This window comes from Vibrio sp. HB236076, assembly GCF_040957575.1.
Lineage (GTDB): Bacteria > Pseudomonadota > Gammaproteobacteria > Enterobacterales > Vibrionaceae > Vibrio.
In genome coordinates this window covers 2,187,995-2,202,387 of sequence record NZ_CP162601.1, presented here as the reverse complement: position 1 = coordinate 2,202,387, position 14,393 = coordinate 2,187,995, and the positions used below count along the sequence as shown (strand labels likewise).

Annotated in this window: 11 protein-coding genes; 6 read left to right on the top strand and 5 right to left on the bottom strand. The window is 43.8% G+C overall.

What is annotated here, in order from left to right:
- Window positions 1-5: 5 nt before the first annotated feature.
- Window positions 6-911, bottom strand: a complete 906-nt coding sequence (locus AB0763_RS09550) for a transcriptional regulator (protein WP_306100910.1) — start codon at window positions 909-911, stop codon at window positions 6-8.
- A gap of 261 nt (window positions 912-1,172) precedes the next feature.
- Between AB0763_RS09550 and htpG the strand changes: the two genes are divergently transcribed.
- From htpG to rfaH, 4 genes are all read left to right on the top strand, one after another.
- Entirely contained in the window at window positions 1,173-3,074 is a 1,902-nt protein-coding gene (gene htpG / locus AB0763_RS09545; protein WP_306100911.1) for a molecular chaperone HtpG, read from the top strand.
- A 222-nt stretch (window positions 3,075-3,296) separates the two neighbouring features.
- On the top strand, window positions 3,297-3,941 hold the full coding sequence (gene adk, locus AB0763_RS09540; RefSeq protein ID WP_306100912.1) for an adenylate kinase: 645 nt from the start codon (window positions 3,297-3,299) through the stop codon (window positions 3,939-3,941).
- Window positions 3,942-4,030: 89 nt separating this feature from the next.
- Window positions 4,031-4,990 (top strand): ferrochelatase, encoded by a 960-nt coding sequence (gene hemH, locus AB0763_RS09535; RefSeq protein WP_306100913.1) that lies wholly within the window; start codon window positions 4,031-4,033, stop codon window positions 4,988-4,990.
- A gap of 215 nt (window positions 4,991-5,205) precedes the next feature.
- Window positions 5,206-5,709, top strand: a complete 504-nt coding sequence (rfaH, locus tag AB0763_RS09530; RefSeq protein ID WP_306100914.1) for a transcription/translation regulatory transformer protein RfaH — start codon at window positions 5,206-5,208, stop codon at window positions 5,707-5,709.
- Window positions 5,710-5,757: 48 nt separating this feature from the next.
- Here rfaH and asnB read toward each other — a convergent pair whose 3' ends face one another.
- From asnB to AB0763_RS09515, 3 genes are all read right to left on the bottom strand, one after another.
- Window positions 5,758-7,422, bottom strand: a complete 1,665-nt coding sequence (asnB, locus tag AB0763_RS09525) for an asparagine synthase B (protein WP_306100915.1) — start codon at window positions 7,420-7,422, stop codon at window positions 5,758-5,760.
- Window positions 7,423-7,619: 197 nt separating this feature from the next.
- Window positions 7,620-9,215 (bottom strand): cation:proton antiporter family protein, encoded by a 1,596-nt coding sequence (locus AB0763_RS09520; RefSeq protein WP_306100916.1) that lies wholly within the window; start codon window positions 9,213-9,215, stop codon window positions 7,620-7,622.
- A 68-nt stretch (window positions 9,216-9,283) separates the two neighbouring features.
- Window positions 9,284-10,501 (bottom strand): ROK family protein, encoded by a 1,218-nt coding sequence (locus AB0763_RS09515; protein ID WP_306100917.1) that lies wholly within the window; start codon window positions 10,499-10,501, stop codon window positions 9,284-9,286.
- 348 nt (window positions 10,502-10,849) lie between these two features.
- On the opposite strand from AB0763_RS09515, the gene glnS reads away from it, so the two are divergent.
- Window positions 10,850-12,511, top strand: a complete 1,662-nt coding sequence (gene glnS, locus AB0763_RS09510; RefSeq protein ID WP_306100919.1) for a glutamine--tRNA ligase — start codon at window positions 10,850-10,852, stop codon at window positions 12,509-12,511.
- Window positions 12,512-12,862: 351 nt separating this feature from the next.
- Here glnS and fcrX read toward each other — a convergent pair whose 3' ends face one another.
- Entirely contained in the window at window positions 12,863-13,315 is a 453-nt protein-coding gene (fcrX, locus tag AB0763_RS09505) for a ferric iron uptake transcriptional regulator FcrX (protein ID WP_306100920.1), read from the bottom strand.
- A gap of 299 nt (window positions 13,316-13,614) precedes the next feature.
- Between fcrX and AB0763_RS09500 the strand changes: the two genes are divergently transcribed.
- Entirely contained in the window at window positions 13,615-14,091 is a 477-nt protein-coding gene (locus AB0763_RS09500; RefSeq protein WP_306100921.1) for a DUF4442 domain-containing protein, read from the top strand.
- The last annotated feature ends 302 nt before the right edge of the window (window positions 14,092-14,393 follow it).

Sequence of the window (14,393 nt, the reverse complement as noted above, 5' to 3'; positions counted from 1 at the left end):
TTCAACTACTGGCAAACTTGAGCAAGTTGTGCTTGCTTGTCGTACAATATTCGAACGGTGAAATTATCACTGGCTTGGTTTTCTTTGTGAATGTAGTTCAATACCAGTTTGTCTTCTTCTCCACCGGTCACAATGATTTGCGTTGGTAAGGCTTGAGCTTGTCGTTGGGTTAAATAGTGACTGACACACAATTGAATGTCTTTTTTCCACTTCTCAATGGAAGGGTAATACAGTGAGCTGTATACCGGCGTGTTTTGGTATCGCATTAGTAATTTGAGTTCGCTGGTCGGCGGCATAGAAAAAAAAGCCGTGTAAATAGGCAGTAATATCGCAACCGTAAGCATCGCAATACACATGGATCCCATACGCCATGATAGCGGGCTTCGTTGTTGCTTAAGCGGTTTGCTATTGGTTTGCGCCCCAGAAAAAAGGGACGATGTTTCGCCTTCAACAGGTAAAAGCGAATCAGTGGCATCCGGAGTGGTTGTACGGTGTTTATCGGTGTTTGACTGAGGTGCCTCAGACGCTTTTTTCAAGGGAGTCTCGAGCGTTAATGGCGTATCGATATAACAGGTTTCCACCGCGCAAATAAGTTGGTATCCGCGTTTGGGGACAGTCTTAATATAAATCGGTGAGCGGGTCGAATCTTTGAGGCTTTTTCTCAGCGTCGAAATGGCTTGGGTGAGGCTTGAATCATCCACTTCAAAGCCTTGTTCTCGCCATACAAATTCGTGTAATTCTTGTCGAGTAATGACATCGTTAGGATTTTGGCACAAAAGCAACAAAATGCGACCTTCATTACTGCCAAGTCGGCTCGACTCTTCATCACTTTGTTGATCGTACAAACAATTACTATTGCTATCAAACAAAAAGCGTCCAGCGATGAGAAATTTTGAATCAATCGAGTTCATTTTGTTTTCTTTTGTGGTTTGTTAAGCTATATCAATGGTTTATGACATTTTTTTGTCGGCTTTGTTCAGGTTTTTTTAGAATTTTTTACCCAAATTACTGAGTAGGATAATAAAAAAAAAACAAAAAAACACCGCATTTAAATAGATTTACACTTGAAAACCTATCTTTTGACCACAATCTACTGGTCAGGAATTAATGTCATATAGACAACGTATCTCTTTAATTATTCGTTACATATCAACTTAAAGCTTGGAGTTAACATGAGCGAGACGGTAACTAACAACAAAGAAACTCGTGGTTTTCAATCAGAAGTGAAACAACTGCTTCACTTAATGATCCATTCATTGTATTCAAACAAAGAGATCTTCTTACGCGAGTTGATTTCCAACTCTTCTGATGCTGTTGATAAATTGCGTTTTAAAGCCTTATCTGACCCTGAACTCTATCAAGGTGATGCCGATTTAGGTGTTAAACTGTATTTTAATGAAGAGGCCAATACGTTAACCATTTCTGACAATGGTATCGGTATGACTCGCGATGAGGTGATAGAAAATCTTGGTACGATCGCCAAATCAGGTACCGCAGACTTCTTTGCAAAACTGTCTGAAGATCAAAGTAAAGATTCACAGTTGATCGGTCAATTTGGTGTTGGTTTCTACTCGGCGTTTATTGTCGCTGATGCCGTGACAGTACGTACGCGTGCCGCGGGTGTAGATGCTGATCAAGCCGTACAATGGCATTCCTCTGGTGAAGGTGAGTACACCTTAGAAGACATCAACAAGGCCTCTCGTGGTACCGACATCGTCTTGCATATGCGTGAAGATGGCAAAGAGTTTCTCAGCGAGTGGCGCCTTCGCGATGTAATCAGTAAATACTCTGACCATATTGGCATTCCGGTTTACATCGAAACCGCGGTAAAAGACGAAGAAGGCAAAGACACAGAAGAAAAACAGTGGGAGCAGATTAACAAAGCTCAAGCGCTGTGGACACGAAACAAATCGGATGTGTCAGATGAAGAGTACCAAGAGTTTTATAAACACATTGCCAAAGACTTTGCCGACCCACTGACTTGGAGTCACAACCGAGTTGAAGGAAAAAATGACTATACCAGCTTGTTGTATATTCCGTCTAAAGCCCCTTGGGATTTATTTAACCGCGACCATAAAAGTGGTCTAAAGCTATACGTTCAGCGAGTGTTCATTATGGACGACGCAGAACAGTTTATGCCAAGCTACTTGAGATTTGTTCGCGGTCTGATTGATTCTAACGATCTGCCACTAAACGTTTCGCGTGAAATCCTGCAAGATAATAAAGTGACACAATCACTGCGCAATGCGTGTACGAAACGCGTGTTGACCATGTTAGAAAAAATGGCCAAAAAAGACGCTGACCAATACTTGTCGTTCTGGAAAGAATTTGGCTTGGTGTTAAAAGAAGGTCCGGCGGAAGACTTTGCTAACAAAGAAAAAATTGCTGGTTTAATGCGATTTGCGACCACGGAAACTGACTCAAGCGAGCAAAGTGTTTCACTTGCCGATTACGTTGGTCGCATGAAGGAAGGTCAGGATAAGATTTACTACCTAACGGCAGACAGCTACACCGCAGCGAAAAATAGCCCACACCTTGAGCAGTTCAAAGCTAAGGGCATTGAGGTTGTGTTGATGTACGATCGCATCGATGAGTGGTTAATGAACTACCTCAACGAATTTGATGGTAAGTCGTTCCAGTCAATTACGAAAGCCGGCCTTGATCTCAGTCAGTTTGATGACGAAGCAGACAAAGAGAAGCAACAAGAGACTCAAGAAGCGTTTGCCTCGGTTGTTGAGCGTGTACAAGGCTATCTAGGTGAGCGAGTAAAAGAGGTTCGCACGACCTTCAAGTTGGCGTCAACGCCTGCTGTTGTGGTAACCGATGACTTTGAAATGGGCACTCAAATGGCAAAATTATTGGCTGCTGCCGGTCAAGAAGCCCCAGAAGTAAAATACATTTTCGAGTTGAACCCAGAACATGCTTTGGTCAAACAAATGGCAGATGAAGCAGATGAAGAGCAGTTCGGGCGTTGGGTTGAAGTCCTGCTTGGTCAAGCCATGCTCGCGGAGCGTGGTACGCTCAACGATCCTTCGCAATTTCTAGGTGCAATGAATCAATTACTCAATCATTAATCCTATTGAAAAGCTCGCTACGGCGGGCTTTTCTTTCTTTTGATGAGGTGAAGACGCTTTTGGTGTACGATGAATCGTAAATATTATCAACGTCGAACTTGATTGAAAGTTCAAGGGCGTGTATTTTTCTCGCCTACTTTCTTACTCCCTTTATACCCAAGCTTACCCGTCGAAGTAAAAGGTAATCTTCGGTATAAATGACATTTAACAAGAGGATATAACATGCGCATCATTTTATTAGGTGCTCCTGGTGCTGGTAAAGGAACTCAAGCTCAATTCATTATGGAGAAGTTTGCCATTCCGCAAATTTCAACCGGTGACATGCTGCGAGCAGCAATCAAAGCGGGTACCGAGCTTGGTAAGCAAGCCAAAGCCGTTATTGATGCAGGGCAATTGGTATCCGATGACATCATCCTTGGCTTAATCAAAGAGCGCATTGCTCAAGATGATTGTGAAAAAGGCTTCTTGCTCGATGGTTTTCCGCGTACGATTCCTCAAGCTGATGGGCTCAAAGCCATGGGCGTAGATGTTGACTACGTTATTGAATTTGATGTCGCTGACGATGTGATTGTTGAGCGCATGGCTGGTCGCCGTGCTCACTTGGCTTCAGGTCGTACTTACCACGTGGTGTACAACCCACCAAAACAAGATGGCATCGATGATGTGACAGGTGAGCCACTGGTTGTTCGCGATGACGACAAAGAAGAAACCGTGCGCGCTCGTCTCGGCGTTTACCACGATCAGACCGCTCCTTTAATTCAATATTACCAAGCAGAAGCGAAAGCAGGTCAAACTCAGTACTTGACTTTTGATGGTACTAAACCGGTTGCTGAAGTCAGTAAAGATATTGAAAAAGCGCTTGCATGATCAGTATCTAGGTTTGTTATAGTGAAGGCGGCCCCTAATAGGGTCGCCTTTTTTGTGACAGTCAAAAAAGCTTGTTTAGGAGATATGAATTGAAAGAGAATGATAAATCAGGTGTTTTACTCGTAAACCTAGGCACACCAGACGCAGCAACCCCTAAGGCCGTTAAACGTTTTCTCAGCCAATTCTTACACGATCAAAGAGTAGTGACTCTCAATCGTTTTTTATGGTGCCCCCTTTTACACGGTGTGATATTGCCGACGCGTTCCCCCAAAGTTGCCAAACTGTATGAGTCAGTATGGATGGAAGGCGGTTCGCCGCTTATGGTGTATTCAGAGCGTCAAGCGAAAAAATTACAAGCCTTGCTCGATCAGCCTGTGGCGTTGGGTATGACTTATGGCAATCCGAGTGTCGGCGCTGGCGTGCAAGCACTCCTTGATCAAGGCGTGACTCGTATTACGGTGTTACCGCTATATCCTCAATACTCTTCAACCACCACCGCTGCTGTTTCGGATGCTTTAGCTAAGGTAACGAAAAAATTAATGGTGGTTCCAGAGATACACTTTATCAATCACTATCACGACCATCCTCTTTACATTAAAGCGCTAGCAGAAAAAGTGCGTCAATCATGGGCGGAGAAAGGCCAAGGTGATTACCTCTTGTGTTCCTATCACGGCATTCCACAGCGCTACGCTGACAATGGGGATATCTACCCGAAACACTGCTTAAAAACTACAGAGTTATTAGCGAAAGAGCTGGGCCTTAAAGAGGGGCAGTATCAAACCAGTTATCAATCGCGTTTCGGCCGTGAAGAGTGGTTAAAACCTTATACTGATGACACGCTAGAAGCCTTGGCTAAGCAAGGGATAAAGTCGATGGATATTATTACGCCAGCGTTCTCTGCCGATTGTTTAGAAACACTAGAGGAAATTTCGGTTGAGTCTCGGGAGGTCTTTTTAAGTGCCGGGGGAAATCAATTTCAGTTTATCCCTTGCTTAAATGATGATGACAACCACATTGCGATGATGGCCGATATCATCCAAAATCAGTGAGACGGTACCCATGGCTTTTGCCCATCGCGGGTTGAAAGTCACGGGTAGTACGATATAGGTAATGGTTTGGCCTAGTTGTTAAGTGCTGTGGCTGCGCTACCAGCGAGTACATACTTGATGAGCTAGGTATGATCAGCCGATCGAATAAGTGTATGGGGCAACTAATGCGTCAGTCGTTGTTGCCTCAAATCAGTAACAAAGAAGAGCGATAATAAATGACACCTTGGTATTTACTGTATTGTAAGCGCGCTGAGCAAGAAAGGGCGAAAGCACATTTAGAAAATCAAGGCGTGTGTTGTTATTACCCGCAAATAGAAGTAGAACGAATACGGCGTGGCAAAAAGCAGCGTCAGCAAGAGCCGTTATTTCCTGGCTACGTGTTTGCCAGCTTCGATTACAAACAGGGGCCGAGTTTTACGACCGTACGTTCGACACGAGGTGTCGCAGACTTTGTGCGCTGTGGGAGTAAGCCGATAGAAGTACCGATGGCATTAATCGATTCTTTGCAAACTCTAGAAGGGCTAGAGCAAAAAAAATGCCATTCTCAGTTGCCAAAACCGGGCGATAAGGTCAATGTACTCGGCGGGCAATTTGCTGGCATTGAAGCCATTTACCAAGAACCAGACGGTGAAACGCGCTCTATTATGCTAATCACCTTGATTAATCAGCCCGTGAAAGTCATTGTCGATAATCAAAACTTATCTTTCCCAAAGGATTAAAAAAATAGCAGCTCAACGCTGCTATTTTTTAGTTCAATCGAAGACGATTTAGTAGGCTTCGTTGTGTACGTTTTGAACTGCACGGCCTGAAGGGTCAGCACAGTTTTTAAATGACTCATCCCACTCGATCGCTTTTGCTGAAGAACAAGCAATCGATGGACCGCCAGGAACACATTCTGCTGCCGATGGTAGCGGGAATAGCTCTTCAAAGATTTCGCGGTATACGTAACCTTCTTTTGTTGTGGGTGTGTTATATGGGAAGCGGTAAGCCGCTGTTTCCATTTGTTGATCAGTCACTTTCTCTTCAGCGACAGATTTTAGTGTGTCGATCCAGCTGTAACCAACCCCATCGGAGAACTGTTCTTTTTGGCGCCAGGCGATAGACTCTGGCAAGTAGTGTTCAAAACACTCGCGCAAAATGTGTTTTTCCATCTTGCCGTTGCCACACATTTTGTCTTTTGGGTTAAGGCGCATTGCGACATCAATAAATTCTTTATCCAAGAAAGGTACACGACCCTCAACACCCCAAGCTGCAAGTGATTTGTTGGCGCGAGCACAATCAAACATGTTTAAAGCCAGTAATTTGCGAACGGTTTCTTCGTGAAACTCTTTGGCGTTTGGCGCTTTGTGGAAGTATAAGTAACCACCAAAAATCTCATCGGCGCCTTCGCCAGATAGAACCATTTTGATGCCCATGGCTTTAATTTTACGCCCCATCAAGAACATAGGTGTAGAAGCGCGTATCGTTGTCACATCATAGGTTTCAATGTGATAGATAACATCGCGAATGGCATCAAGGCCTTCTTGGATGGTATAGGTCATTTCATGGTGAACCGTTCCAATTTGATCAGCCACTTCTCGCGCTGCTTTCAAATCCGGAGCACCCTCTAAACCGACGGCAAAAGAATGCAACTGAGGCCACCAAGCCGTAGACTTTTCGTCATCTTCAATACGCATTGCGGCAAACCGCTTGGCGACTGCTGAAGTGATCGAAGAGTCAAGACCACCGGATAAGAGTACACCATAAGGAACGTCCGTCATCAGTTGACGCTTAACCGCCGCTTCTAGGGCTTCGGTTAGCTCTTCTTTACTGGTGCTATTGCCTTCAACTGCCGCATAGTCATTCCAGTCGCGAATGTAATAACGCACGGGCTCAGCATCCGCTGATGATAAGTAGCTGCCTGGAGGGAATTCACTGATGGTTTTACAAACAGGAACCAGGGCTTTCATTTCAGAGGCAACGAAGTAGTTACCGTGCTCATCGTGGCCTTGGTACAGAGGAATAATACCGATGTGATCGCGTCCAACGAGGTATTGATCTTTCTCAGAATCGTAAAGCGCAAAGGCAAAGATACCGTTGAGTTCTTCAAGTAACTCTGCGCCTTTTTCTTGGTAAAGGGCGAGAATAACTTCACAATCTGAATCCGTTTGAAATTCGTATTTATCTTGGTAGCGAGCGCGGATCTCTTTGTGGTTGTAAATTTCACCATTGACAGCCAGGGCGATTTTGCCATCTGGGCTGTACAAAGGCTGGGCTCCGCTGTTCAAACCAACAATAGCAAGGCGTTCATGTGCCAAAATAGCCTTGTCTGAAGCATAAATACCTGACCAATCTGGTCCGCGGTGGCGAAGCTTTTTCGACATTTCTAGGGCGATAGGTCTAAGTGCGGCAGCGTCACTTTTAATGTCTAAGATGCCAAAAATTGAACACATACTGAATTCCTTGTTGTTCTAATAAGCGATAATTTGTCTGTGGTTTAATTTGCCATTTTGATAAAAAAAAGCAAGCTAGACCGATTAAAAAAATCATAAAACCACATCATGTTTAAATTTCATCAATTTATTTAGCTATTTTGGTAAATAAATTCCATTTGCTGGTGGTTTGGTGACCAAAAAACTGACTTGGATTGTTATTTAGTTGCTTGAAGCTTTAGCTCACCTTCAAGCGTTTCGCAGACATGGCGTGCAAAACCCAATCCCGCTTCACTGTAAATATTGAAGGCGGCATCTACCCCAAGCTCGACTAAGGTATCAATTTGATCGTGATACTCAGCAATAGCCGCTGTTTTGCCACGGTAATGCCTGTTGCTGAGTTGTTCTAAAGCAAATTGATTTCCTTGATGGTGAGGCATGGCCAGCAACACGAGCTTGATGTTCGCGGTGTCTAGAATTCGTTCCCAAAAGTCCGAATCAGTGGCGTCGCCCACAATCACATTTCTGCCGGCTTCACGGTGACGGCGAGCGGTCTCTTCTCTGACCTCTACGCCAAGGCAAATCGAGCCAAAACGCTCTGAGAGTTCATCGTAGGCACCGCGGCCGATTCTGCCCATTCCCAGAATCAGTACTTGGGCATTCCCTGCACTGATCCTTTGGTCTTTGGGATTAATTTCATTGACATCAACATCGTGAATATGAGGTGACAAGCGATGGTAAATTGAATGGCCAAAGCGATTGAGCGGGGCAGCAATGATGAAGGACAGAGATACGGCTAATGCCAAAGCCACTAAGATGTCGTTTTCCATCCAGCCGAGTTGAAAAGCCAGACCGGCAACGATTAAGCCAAATTCGCTGTAGTTAAACAATGCCAGTGAGGTCATCATTGAGGTGCGGGCTCGAAACTTAAATTGATTAATCACCCAGTAGTACAACAGGCCTTTTAGTGGCAGTAATAGCATGATAACGAGCGCTAAAGCGGCCCCAGACCAGGTGAGATCCGCAGAGAGTCCTATGTTCAAGAAAAAGCAAATCAGGAATAGCTCTTTCATGTTAAACAATGATTTAGACAGTTCTGACGCCTTAGGGTGTCCGGCGAGTAAAATGCCAAGAACCAAGGCACCTAAGTCTGGTTTCATACCAACCAGTTGGAACAAGCCAGCACCGGTAACTAACGCGGCAGTGACGCCAAATAAAACCAACATTTCGCCGTGGCCGACAAAGTCCATGATGCGATAAAAAACAGGGCGAAGTAGGGGCAGTAATAAAACCACAACGGCGTACCAGTAGGGGAGTTTTCCGGTAGAGGCGGTTAAAAAGATGACGGCGAAAATGTCTTGCATGACAAGAATACCAATCGCTAATGTGGCGTAATTGGCATTCATCTCACCTTTGTCGTGTAACGTTTTGATCGCAAATACGGTACTGGAAAAAGACAGCGCAAAAGCCAGTAAGGCCATTTGCTCTATCCCCATCTCGGCTAATACGCCGACCCCCAAGGATTTAAACAGCATAAAACCGGCGATAAAAACGAGGGTAGACAGTAAGTTGTGAAGTGTCGAACCGAGCCAAATCTCCTTGTTAAGCAAGCTTTTTACATCCAGCTTTAAACCGATAGTAAAAAGCAGCAGAGTGACCCCTAGATCCGCTAACAAGGCAATGCTTTCTTGCGATTGGTAGCCGGCGGAGTGCAAAACAAAGCCTGCAATAAGAAAGCCGACCATAGGAGGTAACTTGACCGCAGTGGCAAGCAGTCCAGCGATAAAGGCAGAACCAATAAATAATAAATCCATAGTATATTCAATAATTAGTAAAGGATGACGATTGTTATTACAGTGACACTGAGCAAAATTAACGTTTATTAAGCTAATAATTTTTGTAGTAACTCACCGTTTAGCATTGCTCTTTTTATCATGGCGAAAGCGCCCATGGTGGGACGATGATCAATCTCTGAAGGCACTAATGTCAAATGTTTGTGCAATGCCGACAAAGACTGGGTAGAAATACTGCGATAAATGGCGGGGAAGATAATGTCGTGAGCGGCTTTGATGTGGCCAGCTAAAACGATTTTCTGTGGGTTAAATAAGTTGACTGTCATGGCAATCGCTTTGCCAAGTGTGTGCCCGACCATAATTAAGGTTTGCTTTGCTAATTCATCACCGGCTAAGGCGTGCTCACATATGACTTCAACGGTGAGATCTGAGTCTGGGACCTGATGTAAAGAAGAAGGATAGCCTTGAGCCAGCAAACGGCGGATCTTTCTTAAAATCGCTGGATTAGCCGCCACCGTCTCTAAGCAGCCAAAATTACCGCATTGGCATTGTTCACCTAAAGGATCTATTTGAATGTGGCCAATTTCCCCGACGTTGCGATTATGGCCAAGAAAGACCTGGCTGTTCATGATGATACCGGCACCGGTGCCTCGGTGTACACTGACGAGAATGGAATCTTGGCAGCCTTGAGTCGCGCCAAAGTAATGCTCAGCCAGAGCAATACCGCGTACATCATTACCAACCAGACATGGGCATTGTAAATGTTCGGAAATGAGCTCACCGAGTTTGAAGTCTGCCACTGTAATATGAGGCATGTAATCGACATCACCAGTGGCAGGGTCAACTAAGCCTGGCAAGATCACGCCGATGGCAATGAGGTGAGTGATTTGACTTTGGCATTGATCCACAAAAGAGTCGAGTTTCTCGAGTAATGAATACACCAATTCCGTTTGATTGGTATACGGCAAGTCATGATTGCTTTCATATAAGCTATTAGCTGATAAGTCATAGAGGCAAAATTGCACATAATCACGACCGATTCTGACGGCAATAGACTGGAATGAAAGTGTTTCAGTGGTGAGAGAAATGGCTCGGCGCCCGCCCGTAGACGCTTGCTGAGCTACTTCATTGATCAGACCGTGTTCGAGTAACTGACGGGTTATTTTTGTCACGCTGGCGGGTGCCAGTTGGCTAATTTCAGCAATTTTAATTCGAGAGATGGGGCCTTGTTGGTCGATCAACCGATAGACTGCGGCGCTGTTGAGTTGTTTTACGAGATCGACATTGCCGATTTGACCATCATACATAGGTGTACTGCTCTTTGCTCTTAGGGATCTTAATGGTATTTGACACCTTCAATATACTGACTTTTAAGTAAAAAGAAATCGACAAATGGCCACAATATGACATGGGTGGCATTAATCAATGTCGCTGGCAAGACGATGAAAGCGTCGGGCGCGATTTTAACAACCGGTTTTAATGAGTTAGAGGCGGAGGAAATTTGCCCAACTTTCCACTTGCTGCGTTTTATTTGCCAATAAAGTGGTTGTTCTGGTTGTGCAAACCGGCAGAATTGTGGATCATTAGAGATTATATTGTGTTAGCCACTGCTAACGAATCCAATTTCTGAAAAACGTAATGTTGAGGTGCTATAGATGAGTGAAGCTGAAGCTCGTCCATCGAATTTTATTCGCCAAATAATTGATAAAGATCTGGCTGAGGGCAAGCACAGTCAAGTGCACACGCGGTTCCCACCTGAGCCAAATGGCTATCTGCACATTGGTCACGCCAAATCGATTTGCTTGAACTTCGGTATTGCTCAAGATTACCAAGGACAATGTAACCTACGTTTTGATGACACAAACCCTGAGAAAGAAGACATCGAATACGTTGATTCGATCAAAAAGGATGTCACTTGGTTGGGTTTTACTTGGCAAGATGAACCTTGTTACTCTTCTAACTACTTTGACCAGTTGTATCAATACGCGATTGAATTGATCAACAAAGGCCTTGCTTACGTTGAAGAGTTAACGCCAGATGAAATTCGCCAGTACCGCGGGACATTAAAAGAGCCTGGTAAAGAAAGCCCTTATCGCAATCGCAGTGTTGAGGAAAATTTAGCGCTGTTTGAAAAGATGAGAGCTGGTGGGTTCGAAGAGGGTAAAGCGTGTCTAAGAGCGAAAATTGATATGTCTTCGTCCTTTATGGTGTTAAGAGATCCCGTGCTTTATCGAGTGCGTTTTGCTGAGCACCATCAAACCGGTGATAAGTGGTGTATTTACCCAATGTACGACTTCACTCACTGTATTTCTGATGCGCTTGAAGGGATTACTCACTCGCTGTGTACGCTCGAGTTTCAAGATAACCGTCGTTTGTACGACTGGGTGTTAGACAACATTACGATTGATGCTCGACCGCACCAATATGAGTTCAGTCGCTTAAATCTTGAATATACTGTGATGTCAAAGCGAAAACTCAATCAGTTGGTGAAAGAAAATCTTGTCAATGGTTGGGATGACCCTCGTATGCCAACTATTTCGGGTTTGCGCCGCCGAGGTTTCACTCCGGCTTCAATTCGCGAATTTTGTCGCCGTATCGGGGTGACTAAACAAGAAAACATGATTGAGTTTAGTTCACTTGAGTCTTGCATTCGCGATGACTTGAATGAAAATGCACCACGAGCGATGGCGGTTCTTGACCCTGTCAGGTTGGTGATTGAAAACTTTGATGAGCCAGAAGTTCTCACCATTGCCAATCACCCAAATAAGCCTGAAATGGGCGAGCGCCAAGTCCCTTTTACTCGTGAAATCTACATTGAAAGAGATGATTTTCGAGAAGAAGCGAATAAAAAGTACAAGCGTCTCGTCTTGGGTAAAGAAGTGCGTTTACGCGGTGCCTATGTGATTAAGGCAGAGCGAATTGAAAAAGACGAGCAAGGTGAAATTACCACGATTTATTGTCGCTATGACGCTGAAACTTTAGGTAAAAACCCGTCAGATGGTCGTAAGGTGAAAGGGGTAATTCACTGGGTGTCTGCCCAACAAGCGCTACCCGCTGAAATTCGTTTATACGATCGCCTATTTACTGTGCCCAACCCAGGAGCGGCTGAAGATTTTTCTGAGACCATTAACCCAGATTCATTGAAAGTCATTAATGGTTTTGTCGAGCCAAGCCTGAAAAATGCAAGTAAAGAGCAAGGTTTTCAGTTTGAGCGTACCGGGTATTTCTGTATCGATAGCAAAGACTCAACGCCAGAAAATTTGGTCATTAACCGAACGGTTGGTTTGCGCGATACTTGGGCAAAAATCGAAGCGTAATGGCTTTACTACACCAATCTGATTAAGTCTTTGGTCAATGATCGCGAAGGAAAAAAGCTTGAGAACAAGACAACTTCTTTTCTCAGTAAAGATAATCATCGTTGTTGTTACTCGACCAGTGATTTTATTCATGATGCTATCGAGCTTTTAGCCTGCGAGGGTGACCTGATACTTAGTTAGATTGGTATTACCAGCCGATTGAGCAATGGCGCCGCGGCGCTTTTTGGTTTTTTGTCTCTGGTATAGAGTGGGAAAGCCGCTATTCAACGAGTCGTGTTAAAAACAAAAAAAGCCAGCAATCTTAACTTGCTGGCTTTTTAATAAGCACTAAATAAACGGAAGGGGAGACGATTATTTGTCTTTCGGTTTGTGGTGGTCAGGGTTGTTTTTACAACAGCCACCAATCGATTTACCGTACAGATAAAGGCTATGGTTGGTTAATTCCACATTATAGCGGGCTGCGATTTGTCTTTGGCGCTCTTCGATAACTTCATCGCTAAATTCGATAACTTCACCACAATCTAGGCAGACCAAGTGATCGTGATGGTGTTTTGTCGACAATTCAAAAACGGATTTACCACCTTCAAAGTGATGACGAGTCACAATACCCGCGTCATCAAATTGGTTGAGTACTCGATACACGGTTGCAAGACCTATTTCTTCACCAATATCAATAAGCTTCTTATAAAGGTCTTCTGCGCTGATATGCTGACCGCCTGGCTGTTGAAGCACTTCCAAAATTTTTAAACGAGGCAAAGTAACTTTGAGGCCTGCATCTTTCAGTGCCTGGTTATTATCTGACATAAATGTTCCCGTAGGTGATCTGCGGTAAGATTGCAATTTATCTCACCTATTATAGGCGAAGCAAGACAAACTTTAAACCCGAACAGGGGGTGACGGCAAATAATTGATGATGAAATGTGACTGAAATTAACTGATTTTTTAGTTTTATTTACCTTAGTTAACATTTAATGAAATCAGAAGCATAACCAGATTGAAAGGGATTTTGTTGTTATCTGACACACAGTTTTAAAAACTCGGGTCATGAAACGGTTCACATTTGTGTTATCGATAATCCAATCGTTAAAAAAGTAAGGGTGATTATGCACACTTTGACTCAGTGGTTGTGGCAGCCGAAACAGTTGCAAAAAGTAATGAGCCTCTGGCCTCCATTTTTTGGCGCGGGTATTAAGATCACATACATCAGTGATGATTATCGCTGTGTCCGCGTCACGTTAAAGCACCGTTGGTGGAATCGCAATGCAAATCGCACTCAATATGGCGGTAGCTTATTTTCACTGACGGATCCGATCTACTCACTCATGCTAATGGGCGTATTAGGGGAGAAATATTATGTGTGGGATAAGCACGCCAGTATTGAGTTTATTCGCCCTGGCGTTGGTGATGTAAGGGCTGAATTTGTTATATGTCAGGAGACAGTGGACGCGATATTACAGGCAACACAGAGCGGCAACAAACACTTCCCACAATTTTCAACGGAAGTAAAAAACCAGCATGGTGAAGTTGTTTGTGTCGTCAACCGCACTTTGTACGTTAAGAAAAAGCCCCAATACCGTTAGTGTTTATTCTCTAAAGCTATTGATACACATGTCAAAAAAATGAACATCTTTGTTTTTGAATGAAAGACTTTTAAATATGTTATTTAATTTCAATTGCTTAAGTATTTTTTGCTATTTTTTATAATGCAAGAAAAAAAGCCAAAACATTGACTTTTGTCATGCTTTATTGTGGAAAGATGCGACTCCTGCGGCATTTTTACATTTCTGTTTCATTTGTAAAAACTCAGTGATTGTTTATCAAAAAACATAAGCTAATCTTATGGTTAGGTCATTGTTATTTTTGTGTGTACTCAGTTTGATGC

Excerpts from the sequence above, each read along its gene's own strand:
- AB0763_RS09550 (WP_306100910.1), bottom strand. The coding sequence starts at position 911 with ATGAACTCGATTGATTCAAAATTTCTCATCGCTGGACGCTTTTTGTTT.
- AB0763_RS09515 (WP_306100917.1), bottom strand. The coding sequence starts at position 10,501 with ATGTATGATGGTCAAATCGGCAATGTCGATCTCGTAAAACAACTCAAC.
- fcrX (WP_306100920.1), bottom strand. The coding sequence starts at position 13,315 with ATGTCAGATAATAACCAGGCACTGAAAGATGCAGGCCTCAAAGTTACT.
- AB0763_RS09500 (WP_306100921.1), top strand. The coding sequence starts at position 13,615 with ATGCACACTTTGACTCAGTGGTTGTGGCAGCCGAAACAGTTGCAAAAA.
- asnB (WP_306100915.1), bottom strand. The coding sequence starts at position 7,422 with ATGTGTTCAATTTTTGGCATCTTAGACATTAAAAGTGACGCTGCCGCA.
- rfaH (WP_306100914.1), top strand. The coding sequence starts at position 5,206 with ATGACACCTTGGTATTTACTGTATTGTAAGCGCGCTGAGCAAGAAAGG.
- adk (WP_306100912.1), top strand. The coding sequence starts at position 3,297 with ATGCGCATCATTTTATTAGGTGCTCCTGGTGCTGGTAAAGGAACTCAA.
- AB0763_RS09520 (WP_306100916.1), bottom strand. The coding sequence starts at position 9,215 with ATGGATTTATTATTTATTGGTTCTGCCTTTATCGCTGGACTGCTTGCC.
- glnS (WP_306100919.1), top strand. The coding sequence starts at position 10,850 with ATGAGTGAAGCTGAAGCTCGTCCATCGAATTTTATTCGCCAAATAATT.
- htpG (WP_306100911.1), top strand. The coding sequence starts at position 1,173 with ATGAGCGAGACGGTAACTAACAACAAAGAAACTCGTGGTTTTCAATCA.